The organism is Paenibacillus sp. T2-29 (assembly GCF_052921365.1).
Genome location: NZ_JBREVE010000002.1, coordinates 488,600 through 502,928 on the forward strand (window position 1 = coordinate 488,600; position 14,329 = coordinate 502,928).

The following is a 14,329-nucleotide window of genomic DNA, read 5'->3' on the forward strand; positions in this document are numbered from 1 at the left end:
TTCATACAAATAAAGACAGCTTTATTTTCCAGAAAAAGACAAAATTAAACTGTAAAAAAAAACAGTTACGACTCCTGCTGCTTTAGATCATCTAAATATTTTCGCATTGGATTATAGCGTTTTATATCTACATCAAACCATATGCCATATTGAGCCATTTCGAATGTGACAAGTTTTAAAATATTACAAATATTTTCGTATAGAACCAGATAATCATCAATAGATCTCTTTAATTCAAGAAGAGGTGCGTCTGGCATCGAAAAATTTTTCTGGGTATAGTTTAACAATGCAAAATCATGAGGGTTATCCCTATGAGTAAATTGATTTCGTATTTTTTTCAAATACCTATGATTCCCTTTCCACTGACCATCAACAAATTCATTTTTCTCATTAATATATCGACATATCTCAACAAACTTTTCTTCTATAATTTCCAAGAAACTATCATTAGGCTCATTCACAAACTCCTTAATTTTCTTTTTTGCCTTATTCATGAGAGTTTTTTTTATTGCTGAATTAAAAATGTTCACGTAATGTAGCTTTTCCGTTTTAAAATCAAGTTCATAATAAAAGTGATATAGATGGGCTAAAGTATCCCATAGGGAAAACAAACGATATATTGCATTTTCTATAAAGTAGAAAACAAAACGATCTTCATTAGTAATGCGAAATGGGACAAATAGATTTTCGTTTTTATCAATCAAATCAGCAGCTATTAAGAAGCTTCTATTGATTCCCTCAAGTAAATAATTGCATTTTTTTATCCATGTATTAGCATCATTCATTCTCCTTATCACTTCAAAGACTTTTAATCCGTTAGTTTCACCAATAAATTTAAGAAAGTCATTTAAATATAATGGAAAGGCAGATACTGATTTTACACTTTTCCGCAATGAAGAAGTATTGATACCATCAATTTTTAAAGATTTCAAATATTCCTCTTCAGAAATATCGTCATCATTTTTCATACTAAAGGTTCCTTTCCATTTCAGTAATTTCATATATATTTCAATACTAATCTACAGATTCCCAGTAATCATACAGTAAACACAAAAAAATTTGTTGATTTAGCATTTTGTAATTTACGTTTAATGATCCGAGCATAGTAGATTTTATTTCAATCAATTATTACATAGCAATTATTTCACGAACAGGGCAAAAGTATGGCAATAAAATAAAGCAGCACGTCATGATCCTATTCCCGCTCTAAGTAATTTTCCGAGTTTTATAATGATATGCGGAATCCGGTCCCGCACCAGCTTGTTGTATGTAGGCATATCAAATAACACCCTTTCCGATAGGAGGTTAAAAAATTTAACAATTTAATGCAACGAGGTTTCTTTAAAAATAGACGGATACCGCTTCGATGGATTAGCTACAATGCGCCGCGACAGACGCTCTAGAATAGAGTCTGTTTTATAAAGCAACATGTCTACTTCCTCCAGCTTCATCGTCTCCCTGGATGCTTCTTCCTCTCCGGAAACCAGATAATGCATGGTACCCATAAACAACACCATATCTAAACACGGCTCAGCATCCGAGCGAATTAGTCTGAGCAGATCGTTCATGGATAGGCTGATGGATAAAGGTATGATTTGATTTCGATGTACATAAATGGCCTTCGCCATTGAAAACATGGCGCGATCACAAAGAATGAGGCAGTTTAGCCATTGATCATGATCACGCATCATCTGGGCAAGCTGCATTTGGTATTGGGCAAGCTTTTGAAAATCCAGCATGCAATTCAATATGTGGGTGTCACTATACTTAGGCAATTTAAAATCAGCTTCACTATGTAGTTGGTTGCTTAAGGAGTAATGTTTCATGGGGGGAATCAACTCCTGAATTAGAATTTCATAAACAGTGTGAGCAACGTAGCATATCAATGGACCACTAAAATGTATAATTTTCTAGCTATCGGACAAGCTTCATAATGAATATTACTATATAGTAGTTTTTAATTCAATTTACTTACTAACGCATATTAATTAGATGTAACTCTTTCTCTACACTTCTAACTATAGAGAGGTGTATTCATGTCAGAACTTTTAGAATTAGTCGGTACACGTATCCGAGATATTCGAAAGTCCAAAGGGCTTTCGCAAGAAGCTTTAGCCGAACAAGCAGGATTCAATTCGAGTTATATTGGTTTCATCGAGCGTGCGGAGAGAAATATATCTTTGAAAAATCTGGAGAAAATAGCGAAGGCATTGAACGTGGGCGTCTATCAATTGCTTACATATGTGAAGGAAAATGATGAGCTTACCGAAGAAGATTCGAGTATAAAAGCCATTTTGTCTCTCCTAAGAACTCGTGAATCCAAAGATACTGAGCTGGCCTTAAAGATTCTTACGGACATCTTTATTAGAATCGATGAACGATGAAGCAGAAAAAAAGGAACTGCGCTTTGCAGTTCCCCACCATCTCTATTCCTTACGATAACGCCAGCATCGTTTTCATATCTTCCTCTGCGGTCGTAATGAGCTTCAAGCCAAACATCTCCACCAGTACATCCAGTACACCAGAAGAAATAAACTCAGGCGGTTTCGGCCCAATGCGAATATCCTGGATGCCAAGACTGAACAAGCCTAGCAGGATGGCAACCGCTTTTTGCTCAAACCAGGACAGCACAATGCTGACAGGCAGCTCATTCACTGTGCATCCGAAAGCATCGGCTAATGCCAGAGCGATTTTCACAGTAGAACCGGAATTATTGCATTGTCCCAAATCAATATAACGCGGAATGCCAGTATCTCCAACGGTGCCGTAGTCCACATCATTAAAGCGGAACTTACCACAAGACGTGGTCAAAATGACCGTGTCGTTCGGCAAGGATGTAGCCAGCTCGCGGTAATAGTTACCGCCTTTGCCTGGTGCGTCGCAGCCTGCGATGACGAAGAAACGGCGGATATGTCCATCTTTGACTGCCTGAATGATCTCAGGTGCCAGCCCAATGACTGTCTCATGATGGTATCCTGTCGTAAGCACCTGTTCAGAGTCTACATCTGCGGCTGGCAGAGCCAACGCGCGTTCAATCAGTGGAGAGAAATCGTCGTTCACAATTTTGGCAACACCCTCCAGCCCTGCTACTTCATACGAGAAGAAGCGGTTTGCATAGGTGCCTTTAATCGGCATAACACAGTTCGTCGTAGCAAGAATCGCCCCTGGGAATTCCTCAAACAATCTGCGTTGATCGTACCAGGCCTTGCCGATATTGCCCTTGAGATGTGCATATTTTTTCAACGCCGGATAACCGTGGGCAGGCAGCATCTCCGAGTGAGTGTAGATATTGATGCCCTTTCCTTCGGTCTGACGCAGTAATTCTTCCAGCGCGTACAAATTATGTCCGGTCACGACGATGCATTGACCTTCGATTTTATTTTGGCTGACGGTAATCGGCTGTGGAATGCCAAAACGATCCGTATGCGCACGATCCAGCACATCCATGATCCGTACAGCTGCATTTCCGACCTTCATCGCCATCTCCAAATGCTCTTGTACATTAAAGTTAGAATTGGTTAAGGTCATATATAACGCTTCATGCGTGATCCGATCCACCTCAGGATCGGTATATCCCAACTGACGAGCATGTGTCGCATAGGCAGCAATCCCTTTTAATGCAAAAATCATTGTATCTTGCAAGCTTGCTACCGTCTCATTTTTCCCACATACTCCGATGACTTTACACCCGCCGCTCGGCGTCTGTTCACACTGATAACAAAACATATCGTTTTCCTCCAAATATTGATAGATATTTGTTCGTTATCTACAGGGTAACAAACCCCTGAACGTGCTGGTGTGATTACACACACACTTTTTAGTACAGATTATAATGAGACGGTGCAGGCACTTCGCAATCCAATCATTCCTATTCCGACGAATTTTCCTGAATTCCCCCGCCCTTACGGTACTGCACAGGGGACACGCCCATGGTCTTTTTAAAAGCAGTGCTAAAATAATGCTGACTGTCGTATCCCGTACGTTCTGCTATTTCAAGCACAGATAACGTCGTAGAGTCCAGCAGCTGTGCTGCTTTACGGATACGGGCACGCGTGACGAGGGTCACGAAGCTGTCGTTGAGCTCCTTTTTGAGCACACGGCTGAGATATACAGCGGACACCTGTAGACGCGAGGCCAGAGCTTCCAGCGTCAGCTCCCGATCGGCATAACCTTCCTGAATAAGCTGCCGGGCCCGGCGTACGATGGGAGATAGCTGCGATTCACCATATACCCGATCCCGGCTCACCCGGTACGCATCGATTGCGCCTTCCAGCCCACCCGTGTTGGGCTCCACATGTGTGTGAACCGCTATATTCAGATAGCGTCCAATGGCCTGCTCTATGGAAGCACCGATCGTCTCGGGTGCCTCCTGCCACAGGCATATGCCGATCAGCCCGTTCGCATCGCGGAACAACACATGCGATAGGTTCTCCAGCAATTCGCCAATAATATTTTCTGCGGCGAAAAGAAACAACTGGCGATCATTCTCGCGCATAATCGTCTGCCGCGCCTCTGCCGCTGGCCACCGTACCACACCGATCTGAGCAGGTGGCCGGGATGGAAGACGTAAAAACGTCAATTGCTCCATAACGTCCTTTCCCGTGTGCTGTCCTTCCAGCCATTCCAGGCAAAATCGCTGGCGCAGCAGCGGAATATTCCGTTCAATCTGCCCGGCGGCTTGTTCTACATAGGCGGCACGTTTGTACTCCTCGTCCAGTCGCTGACGAAGGCGCGACAACGCAGCGTGAAGCTGATTTGCATTTACCGGCTTCAGAATATAATCCTCTACGCCAAGTCGGACAGCCTCCTGCGCATAAGCAAACTCATCATGCCCGGAAATGATCAGGCAACGGCATTCCGGACGTTCTTCCCGCAGCCGCCGAATCAGTTCAATCCCATCCATGAACGGCATATTCATATCGACCAGCAAGATGTCGATGCTAAGCTGATCAACCAGCTCCAGCGCTTCTTCACCGTCCTCGGCCTCGGCTACAACCTCCATGCCCAGAGCTGCCCAGTCCAGGCAATCCCGAATCCCCTCACGAATGATCGGCTCATCATCTGCGATCAATAATTGATAACATTTGGCCGTGGCTATGCTTACTTCTGGTATGGCCTGGTCAATCAGACTCGCCGTTGTCGCGTTGTCTGTTCCCTTGAATTTCGTCATCCTGACCCTCTCCTCTGTCATAAGGCTTCTTCAGTTGCGCCATATCCAGCAGCAACGGATGAGTGATTGTAACGCAGGTACCTGTCCCTTCTTTACTGTCCAATGTAATTCCATATTCCTCGCCAAAAGACAATCGGATACGCGCTTGTACATTCAGCATGCCGTAACTTCTGCCATTTGTACGAACACCCTTTTGTTTCTGTCTTCCTTCCATCGCCTCCAGTGGTCTTTCCAGCCATTCACGCAGCTCACACAGACGTTCCGCCGTCATCCCTGCACCGTCGTCACGTACCGACAGCAGCAGCTTGCCGTCCTCGGCTTTAGCTTCTACCCAAATTGTGCCTGAACCGCGTCTGGCCTTAATACCATGGTAAATCGCATTTTCCACTACAGGTTGAAGCATCAGCTTCAATACAAACAGATCCTTCAGCTCGTCGGGAACATTCAATTCCCAGCGAAGTCGATCACGATAACGGGTTTGCTGGATTTGCATATAGCTCGTGATATGCTCAACCTCAGAGCGCAGCGGAATAAAGTCATCCCCTTTGCTGAGTCCAAGGCGGAACAATCTCGATAACGCCCCCACCATGTCGGATACGTCGTCTGCTCCATTTTTCCGAGCCATCCAATGAATTGTATCTAGCGTATTGTATAGAAAATGCGGCTTAATATGCTCTTGGAGACTGCGCAGTTCGGCATCCCGTTTTTGCCGTTCCCTCAGTTCACTAAGCAACATGAGACGGCGGATCTGCTCCAGCATCCGGTTAAAGCTACGGCCCAGCATTCCGATTTCATCCCCGCGCTCACTCCACTGACGAACCGTAAGATCCCCTGTCTCTGCCTTACGCATATAAGACATAAGCCGGAAAATCGGCTGCGCGATGGAACTGGACAATCGCAAGGATGCCGTTAAACCAAACAGACATACAATGAAAACAAAACAGACGACGTAGAACTGAATTTGCCGCACTTCCAGTGTAGATTCGCGTGCCGGGAATACTCCCACTGTTCTCCAGCCCGTGAACTCGGAAGCCTGGAACATGAAGAGCAATTCCCTACCTCCGGCTTCACGGGTAAACATTCCGCTATCCTCTGTCCCGAACCATTGCGGCGGAATGCGCTCAATCAAAGGCATATCTGGCATATATACACTGCGTCCCTTGGCATCTGTCACCATGACATACCCGCTTTTGCCCAAGGTTACATCTCTGGCGGCTTGCGACACAGCCCGCAGCTTGAGATCGATCATAATCACACCCAGTACATGTCCTGTCTCTGGGTCCGTGACCGAGCGAACGACAGAGACAATTTCACTGTCCTTATACCGGACATGAGTGGTCACATTACGGTGACTTGGCTGTCCCAGCACAGTGAATATCCCTGCATGCTGCGCCGCCTGTGTGTACCAGTCTTCTTCCGTCAGGCTGCGCGTGCTTCGAGCATACATTTCATTGCTAATATAATCGCCTTTTTCGTTCACGATCAGAATCCCGGCAATTTCAGGATATAAGGTGGTAAAGCCCTGCAAAAATTGCTTCATTTTATACAGCGTATCCTGCTCCTGTACGGAACTTACTGCCTGCTTGGAGCCAGGAGCCTGGTTAAGGAGAGGCTGCTGTGCTTGCTTCCCTTGATTTTCTGGCGTTGCACCACTTGTATGACCCGCGTGGCCATCGGCCAGCGTCCGCCCTTTCCAAAACTCGCCAATATCAGGGTTAAAGGCAACCAGATACGTCATGTTCTGCAAATTTTCCATTTTGGTATCCAGTGCTTCGTTCACCTTGCCAATCAACTGCATCGTATGATTTTCCACCTGCCGCTCAATAATCCGTTCCACCGTCCAATTCACCAGCAGGCCTAGTCCCAGCGAAGGCACGATGCCAAACAGCAAGAACAGCACCATGAGCTGATAACGTAAAGGCATATTACGCAAGCGAAGCCGTGGCATCATTTGGTGCAATCCTAAGTAGAAACGCTTCCAAAATTTATTTTGCATAATAATCATCTACATTCGCTTGGGTGACGACGGAAATCCCAGTATCTACCCGCACGGGCAGCGGAGTATTGTCTCCAGAGGATGAAGGTGCAGGAATCGTCAAATGATGATGCAGATGGAACAGATATTGAAGTGACCAATAGCCCATATTCCATGTCCCTTGGGCAATTGTGGCCGAGATCGTCCCATCACGAATCATATCCAGTGTCGCTTTATTCGTATCAAAAGAAATAATCTTCAGCGGATGACTGCTTTTTTGGCTCAGTGCTGCCTCACCCACACCTGTTCCTCCGGTGGCTTCGGTCACAAAAATACCCGCCAGTTTCGGATAAGCTTTCATTAGCCTTTGCGATTCATCCCTAGACACCATCACGTCAGCACGACCATCTACCACTTCCACCACCTTCATGGCAGGATATTGCCGCTGAATGGTATCGCGAAAGCCGCGCGAGCGTTCCTCATGATTTTGCTGCCCAGGCAGTGTGAGAACAGCGACTTGGCCTTCACGTCCCAACAGCTCTGCCATTTTTTCCGCAGCGGTCACGCCTGCCTTATAATTATCTGTGCCCAAAAAAGTATATGCCCGGCTCCCCGGCGCTCCGGCGTCAAACAGCACTACAGGGATGTCGGCATCCAGTGCCTTATTAATGACCGGGATCAGGGAGTGAGGATCAATCGCTGATATGGCAATGCCTGCGGGTTTACGGGCAATCGCCTGCTCAATGACCGTCGTCTGCTCCTGTGCATCATACCGGGTAGCCCCCCGATACTCCACTGTCACCCCCAAGGCATCCCCAGCATCCTCGAAGCCCTTGAGCCCGCTTTTCCAATACTCCAAACCGGACTGGAACGTAATCATCATATACGTTTCTCCGATACTGCCTCGTAGCCCTTTTTCCTCCCAAGCTCCATTCAACCGCCCGGTTTGTTCATATCTGAACACATAGAGAGCAAAGGCTGCAATCAGCAGCATGTACACCAGCAGCGTTTTCTTCATCCTTCCTCTCCTCTTCCTGTGCGTATCCTTAAGTTATAAATTCACTTTAATTTATTCTGGTTTCACTTAGATTGTAAACGCAATCATATTAAATTGGAACTACTTCGCTCTTCTTACTTTCAGGTGGCGTTAATCCTGCACTAATGTTTCTACGTTACAATACCTACAATTGTGCTAGGGAAAACATGTGCGAATCTTGAGGAAAAGGAGTGATATGGATGAGCAAGCCACGTATTGCGGAATGGACAGAACTACGGGGTCTTGCCTACCTCGCTGTCGTGCTTCAGCATTGCATTGGCGAATATATTTATCGCAGCGACATCCAACAGCCGGATTCCGTTATGCTCGCGATGCTGTACCATTTGACACGTTTTGGCACACCCACGTTCGTCTTCCTGTCTGCGGCGCTGCTATTTTATAATGGTAACAAACCGATTGGCTATTCCCGTTATATTGGCAGACGGTTTCGAGATATTTATGTTCCTTTTCTCTGCTGGACCATTGTTTATTGGGTATGTACTCAGAACTGGTCAACAGCGCAGTGGGGAAATATATATTTTTACAAAGGCATGTTTGAAGAAATGATCATCCCCGTCAGCGGATATCATCTATGGTTTGTGGTCATGATCTTTCAGTTTTATATTTGGTTTCCTTTATTTGCAAAAGCAACCGAACGGATTCGGACGCTTCTACGTCGTTTTAGCACCAAAAGGCGCAAGCAGCTTGTTTTGGCTGTGATGCTGATTGCTGCTGTGGCTTATGCGTTGCTGTTACAATGGTCCTACTATGACATGTCTGCATGGAGCGCTTGGTTGCCATCCTTTGGACAGACCCTGTTAGATTACCGCACTTATAACTTTGTTATGTACTTTTTCTATTTTATGCTGGGCGCAGTATGCGCCTATATGACGGACACCTGGCGGGGATTGGCCCAACAGACGTTGCCGTGGAATGTATTTATCTTTATTGGTCTGTTCATGCTCATGGGTCACACGATGCTGATCCAGTCTGGCGATACGATCAATCTCAATATTTCTACTTATCTGAAGCCAAGCACCTTCGTGCTGATTGTCTCGCAGTTGCTTTTGTTGTACGGACTGCTGCTTCATTTGCAAAAAGACCCGCGTACCGAGCCGTTTCGCCGTATGCTTAACTGGATTGGACGCTACTCCTTCGGAGGATATCTGGCCCATGCACTCGTGCTATCCTTCATATCCTATTACACTCGTCCGCTTGCACTGGGTGATCATCATTTTACAGCTACGCTCATTACGTTTGTCGTCGTGGCAAGTGTTTCTCTGGGCATCAGTTGGCTCTTTGCCCATCTGCCTGGCGGCAACTGGATTGTTGGTTCCAAAGGTAGACAGCGCTTGAACTGGCGACTTAATTTTCAGTTCCTCTCCTCCAAACGTGCTTCCAAAAGCACACAGGAGCTTGGCTAATCTTCTGCTTCAGCGTTCAATATGGGGGATTCGAACACCCTCAAGGACTTTCGCAGGGCTCACGTATTGAGCTCTGCTTTTTTTTGTCTAAGCATGCTGAATCATGTCCGTAACTGATTAACATTTTATGACATGGATATGTATTTTATTTTAAAATAAGTCATTATATAGAATAATTATAAGCATTACGTGGGAGAAGTCACATTTTTGCATAAAAAGAATGGGGGGATAAACTGAACATACCATCGTCGTTGTTAAGGATCTGGTCCAAAACTGGGTGAGGCTGCTTCCTGGTCTGAAACATACGGTTGAACTGATTAATCAGTTCATCCAAAAGCATAGACTGCTCCAGTACACAAGCATGTCCTAAGCCATACTCTGCGTAAAGATCATGCATGTGTTGTCTGGCGTGTTCCATTTGTTGAATTAACGTTACCTTTTCATCCTTGTTCATCCTACATACCTCCTCATGAATTTCATTTTAAGAAGGGATGTACAAATATGTCAGGATCAATTTTGAAGCAAAAAATTACAAAATAATACAAAAAGAGACCAGCAATAAGCTGGCCAATGAAAAAAACAAAAAAATTGACTAAGCTGTGCCAATATGTCCTTGAACTTGGACTGTGTTAGCGCTTGGGATTTCAGTTGGAACTGGTAATCCAACTACCAGTAAAAAGCTAATTGTTGCCAAAATTAAAACTGTCTTCTTGATCATTTTTTTCCCACACCTCCTTATAAGCAGAATAAAATTGTGCCTGCATTTCAGGAGTAGCAAGCTCACTGAAACAGAAAAATAAGCCTGCACAATTGGAAATAAGTAGTGCGTGGTTAATTATACCAGCTTTTTTCAAAGCTTCTATTAAGCATTTAAACCCATAAAGGTATCTCCCTTTATATAGGTTGTATTTAGCTAACTTATACCAGAATCGTACAGTTTCTTCGAGTATGACTTGTTGCTCTGTTAATGTACTCGTATATTCTTGATCACGATAAACTGTAATTTGGGGTTCAAACTGCTGAAGAATATGATCAATATCGATGTTGTAACGATTAGCTACTTCTATGACATTTAAAAGTTCTGCAAATATATGTTGCTCTCCAGATATATGTTCAACGTAATCTGGCAGCACACTAATATCTCCAGACATAAGCTTATTAACACAGGTATTAATTTTTGCCCAATGCTCAAATTTTTCTAGCCAATGGAGTGTATCTGGATCATTTTCCTTCACCCAGCTTAGATCGGAATAACCACGAAGATGTGCTAATGCTTGTGCATGATCGCCTTTTGCATCACAAGCATTAGCACACATCAATTCGGCGTAGGCTATGTATACAAACAATGGTCTGCTTAGCTTTTTTCGTGGCTCTGTTCCTTTTCGCTTGGAATTGTGAACCAAATGATATTGAAGCTGTCCTAACTGACCCATCCGATGTGCAAATTCATACACCTTGTCCCACATGCTTAATGACCTATAGACATTCGCTAAATCTTTTAGAGCATCTAATTGCTCTATCTCGTCTAAGCGATCCACAAAGGGGGCAAATTCAATGGCAGCTTGAAGATTTACAGCCCGATCCTGTCCAACTTTGATTTGGAACAAGCGATACTGGCAGATTGCCAATCGCTCTGAATGCTGCTGCTTCTCACTTTCAGCTACCTTTTTGTATAAGTAAGCGGCTGCTTCGTTGTAACCGTCTTTGTATACATTTTCGGCGACTTCAAAGAGCGATGGCAGATAATTAGGGTTATCCAATAACAGAATGACAACTCGCTGCAAGCAGTCCAATCGCCCTAGCTCAATGCATCGGTACAGGAACGGACTGATTTTTTTCCAGTTGAGCGGACATTCCTCAATGCATTCTTCAATGTATCGTTCGTAAAAATAATCCGGTGGTAAATTCATTCCCGCAGTAATACTATCCAGTTGGTGAACAGACATAGACCGGTTGCCCGTCACAATACCACTAACTGTACCTACATTCAAATCGATCGTGTGACCAAATTCGGTCATGGTTAAGCCTTTTCGTTTCAGATAGGTTTGAACTTCTGCCTGTATCGTAGGTGTGATTTCCATGGATAAACCACCCTTTCAGCATCTTCATAGATTCCCATTTTCAATAATTCATATAGTTTTGAAACAAATAGTATAATTACTGTTTTTTCATTCATGATAATACCATCTTTTGGAACATTGATAAATACTTTTACTTTATAGATTTTTATATTTTTATTAGGAGATCATTGGATGATAGATTATTATGATAGGAGAAGGTCACTTGAAAAATACAGGTATGACACGTCCCTTGGACACGTTAGGCCGGATTGTTATTCCAAAGGAATTGCGAACCTCTATGGGTATTCAAGCTGGCGAGTCTTTAGAATTTTATTTGGATGTTGAAACCGGATTGTTAAGTATGCGGAAGTATATTGGAGTCTGCTGCCACTTATGCCATTCGGTCCAGGATTTAAGCTATTTCAGACATTCATTTTTATGTAAAAAATGTATACAAGATTTGAAGGGAAACATCGAGGATTGTCCAATACCTGCTCTTGCTGTTAAGGAAGCTGGAGATAGTGAGAAAAGCATAAAACGATCGTCTTCACAACATTTGGTTGAACATCTTAGAAGACTTATGCGTGAGTATCCAACAGCCCAGCAAGGCGAATATGCTGAATGGCTTGGCGTGTCACAAAGCCGTATTTCCCAGCTTAAAAAGCTATTATAGGTATCGCTTCACTCGCATCCCAGCAAAACTCAATAACCAGTCGCTGTTTATTTCAAGCGACTGGTTATTTTTTAACTTTGAATCCGTACTGACCAAAATTCAACAAATTAGATTCCAAAACTTCCAGATGATATTGCTATAAAATATGGATTTAAACTCTTTAAGATGATATATTCTGACTATATGTAAACTTCCTAAAAACGCTTTAACGGACTTAAAACAAAAAAATGGTTAGTGGGTGTATAAATGAAGTCACATGTTCTAATTTATGATGGGTATGTTAGTTTTGAAATTATGCTAGCAACCTATTTTATGAAAACCAAAGGGGACATTATTACGATTGGAGTAACCAAAGATCCTGTCATTTCCTATGAGGATTTTAAAGTTACGCCTTCGGTAGCCCTTGATGAAGTGTCTGCGGAGGACATTCAACTTCTGATTATACCTGGTGGAGATAACACTCAATTAAAGACAAACAAGCAACTTCTAGCTCTCATTAAAGCACTGAATAATGATCATAAAGTAATCGCGACCATTTGTTCTGCCACTGAACTATTGGAGCTAGCAGATATATCTTCTAAAAACCATGTGAGTCATCCATCGGGTCTGGAGATACACAAGAATATCATATCTGCTAAACCCAATAAGTATGTAGATTTTGCAATCGAAATAGGCAAGGTCATGAACATTTATACGGATGATGAAGATTTTAATGAAACCATCGATTTTTTTAAGCTCTTTAAAGATAGCTGATTCTCCTCACAACAATCACTTTATGCATGGTGGCATTTGGGATATTATTAATAAATAAATTTACATACATAAAAGGGGTAATTAGAATGAAGGACAAATTAAAGGGGCTATTCGTGGGCTTAACCGTGGGTATGATGATTACGGGCGCAACCGCAATGGCTGCATCTGGAACAAGTGTAAATGCTGTTGTGAAAAAGTTTGATGTATTTTTAGAGGGTACAAAAAAAGATACTGCCGAGGGCTTGATTTACAATGGAAACACGTACATCTCTGTTAAGGATATTGGAACTGCCGAAAGCAGACCAATCAGCATCAAGGGTAATAAACTGTATTTAGGGAAACAGCAAAATATTATTACAGAAAATCAAGCACTCGATATTCTTTTGGATAAAATAAAAAACGAAGCTACTAAATATAATTTACACGTAATGGTTGAAGGGATCGAAGGAACAAAATACTCTTTAAGAGCTTACGAAGATTTTCCTGATCACATTTCAACTTATGGATTCTATTATGTAGATAAATACACTGGTAAAGTAACTAAATATGACATCGTAAATGATAAGGAAGTTGAAATATAAGGATGGGTTCTCCCCATCCTTTTTTATTGTAAAACGATCCTACTCCCAGACTATCGCTTCAATTGAGCTTCATTCGAAGTTCCAGATTTACGGTCGAATGTAATCGGGCCTTTACGGTTCACAAGCCTTTTCAAATCCACGGTCATTTCGTTCTTCAATTTATCAATGAGCTGATCCTCTTGAATTCCTTTGCTTTTAGCAACCTCGGCCAACGATTTCCCCTGTCCCAGCTCTTTCTCTAACTGGACAGGAGTGATGCCCAGCAGCCTAGCTACTTTCTCGTTGAGATGGTGATTCAAGCCGCCAGGCCTTTTGCCATGTCTATGTCTGTGCACATGTCTATGTCTGTGCACATGTCCGTGCCCGTGATCGTCCTGTGGTTCAACATTCCACTGTTGGGCTTCCCCTTGGACTGAATTATTGGGAGTGCGAGCTTGCAACGAATGCTCTGATTCCATACTGGATGCTCCTGCGGCACTTGTAGCACCAAACATCATTACTCCTCCATATAGGATAGCAGCGGTCAATTTCCATTGTTTTTTCATGTTGTGGACCCTCCTTTCACCCTTTTTCATCTATATTTTCTCTTTCAGCTTTTTTTATTCGTATTTCGCCTGTTAAGTAACCATAAGACGGGAAAAAGAGCCCATGAGCATT

Annotated in this window: 14 protein-coding genes; 5 read left to right on the plus strand and 9 right to left on the minus strand. The window is 43.3% G+C overall.

Annotated elements, in window-relative coordinates; translation table 11 throughout:
• Positions 1 to 65: 65 nt before the first annotated feature.
• Together ACU1JV_RS08005 and ACU1JV_RS08010 are read right to left on the minus strand one after the other, a co-directional pair.
• Positions 66 to 968: a Cthe_2314 family HEPN domain-containing protein gene (locus tag ACU1JV_RS08005; RefSeq protein ID WP_058829079.1), complete on the minus strand. Its 903-nt coding sequence runs from the start codon at positions 966 to 968 to the stop codon at positions 66 to 68.
• Between the two features lie 354 nt (positions 969 to 1,322).
• Positions 1,323 to 1,826 carry a hypothetical protein gene (locus ACU1JV_RS08010; RefSeq protein ID WP_058829078.1) on the minus strand — a complete coding sequence of 168 codons (504 nt, stop codon included), beginning with the start codon at positions 1,824 to 1,826 and terminating at the stop codon, positions 1,323 to 1,325.
• Between the two features lie 210 nt (positions 1,827 to 2,036).
• Between ACU1JV_RS08010 and ACU1JV_RS08015 the strand changes: the two genes are divergently transcribed.
• On the plus strand, positions 2,037 to 2,384 hold the full coding sequence (locus tag ACU1JV_RS08015; protein ID WP_058829077.1) for a helix-turn-helix domain-containing protein: 348 nt from the start codon (positions 2,037 to 2,039) through the stop codon (positions 2,382 to 2,384).
• A 49-nt stretch (positions 2,385 to 2,433) separates the two neighbouring features.
• Here ACU1JV_RS08015 and hcp read toward each other — a convergent pair whose 3' ends face one another.
• The 4 genes from hcp to ACU1JV_RS08035 all read right to left on the minus strand — a co-directional run bounded on the left by hcp (position 2,434) and on the right by ACU1JV_RS08035 (position 8,163).
• Positions 2,434 to 3,726, minus strand: a complete 1,293-nt coding sequence (gene hcp / locus ACU1JV_RS08020; RefSeq protein ID WP_058829076.1) for a hydroxylamine reductase — start codon at positions 3,724 to 3,726, stop codon at positions 2,434 to 2,436.
• 142 nt (positions 3,727 to 3,868) lie between these two features.
• Positions 3,869 to 5,170 (minus strand): response regulator, encoded by a 1,302-nt coding sequence (locus tag ACU1JV_RS08025; protein WP_165080356.1) that lies wholly within the window; start codon positions 5,168 to 5,170, stop codon positions 3,869 to 3,871.
• Positions 5,121 to 7,121: a cache domain-containing sensor histidine kinase gene (locus ACU1JV_RS08030; RefSeq protein ID WP_413985689.1), complete on the minus strand. Its 2,001-nt coding sequence runs from the start codon at positions 7,119 to 7,121 to the stop codon at positions 5,121 to 5,123. The genes ACU1JV_RS08025 and ACU1JV_RS08030 overlap by 50 nt, the downstream gene beginning before the upstream one ends.
• Before the next feature lie 34 nt (positions 7,122 to 7,155).
• On the minus strand, positions 7,156 to 8,163 hold the full coding sequence (locus tag ACU1JV_RS08035) for a substrate-binding domain-containing protein (RefSeq protein ID WP_165080352.1): 1,008 nt from the start codon (positions 8,161 to 8,163) through the stop codon (positions 7,156 to 7,158).
• 218 nt (positions 8,164 to 8,381) lie between these two features.
• On the opposite strand from ACU1JV_RS08035, the gene ACU1JV_RS08040 reads away from it, so the two are divergent.
• Positions 8,382 to 9,605: an acyltransferase gene (locus tag ACU1JV_RS08040; protein ID WP_165080350.1), complete on the plus strand. Its 1,224-nt coding sequence runs from the start codon at positions 8,382 to 8,384 to the stop codon at positions 9,603 to 9,605.
• A gap of 199 nt (positions 9,606 to 9,804) precedes the next feature.
• Here the strand turns inward: ACU1JV_RS08040 and ACU1JV_RS08045 are convergent, their stop codons facing one another.
• Together ACU1JV_RS08045 and ACU1JV_RS08050 are read right to left on the minus strand one after the other, a co-directional pair.
• Positions 9,805 to 10,059 (minus strand): aspartyl-phosphate phosphatase Spo0E family protein, encoded by a 255-nt coding sequence (locus tag ACU1JV_RS08045; protein WP_025678866.1) that lies wholly within the window; start codon positions 10,057 to 10,059, stop codon positions 9,805 to 9,807.
• Positions 10,060 to 10,285: 226 nt separating this feature from the next.
• A complete protein-coding gene (locus ACU1JV_RS08050) occupies positions 10,286 to 11,686 on the minus strand; it encodes a helix-turn-helix domain-containing protein (protein ID WP_025678864.1) in 1,401 nt (466 codons plus the stop codon).
• Positions 11,687 to 11,888: 202 nt separating this feature from the next.
• On the opposite strand from ACU1JV_RS08050, the gene ACU1JV_RS08055 reads away from it, so the two are divergent.
• The 3 genes from ACU1JV_RS08055 (at position 11,889) to ACU1JV_RS08065 (ending at position 13,672) form a co-directional block, all read left to right on the plus strand.
• The gene (locus tag ACU1JV_RS08055) at positions 11,889 to 12,338 is read left to right on the plus strand and encodes an AbrB/MazE/SpoVT family DNA-binding domain-containing protein (protein ID WP_238791015.1); all 450 of its coding nucleotides are present in this window, start codon (positions 11,889 to 11,891) and stop codon (positions 12,336 to 12,338) included.
• A gap of 246 nt (positions 12,339 to 12,584) precedes the next feature.
• Entirely contained in the window at positions 12,585 to 13,091 is a 507-nt protein-coding gene (locus ACU1JV_RS08060) for a DJ-1/PfpI family protein (RefSeq protein ID WP_165080346.1), read from the plus strand.
• An 86-nt stretch (positions 13,092 to 13,177) separates the two neighbouring features.
• Positions 13,178 to 13,672 carry a hypothetical protein gene (locus ACU1JV_RS08065; protein ID WP_165080344.1) on the plus strand — a complete coding sequence of 165 codons (495 nt, stop codon included), beginning with the start codon at positions 13,178 to 13,180 and terminating at the stop codon, positions 13,670 to 13,672.
• Between the two features lie 50 nt (positions 13,673 to 13,722).
• On the opposite strand, the gene ACU1JV_RS08070 is transcribed toward ACU1JV_RS08065, so the two are convergent.
• A complete protein-coding gene (locus ACU1JV_RS08070) occupies positions 13,723 to 14,217 on the minus strand; it encodes a hypothetical protein (protein WP_165080342.1) in 495 nt (164 codons plus the stop codon).
• Between the last annotated feature and the right edge of the window lie 112 nt (positions 14,218 to 14,329).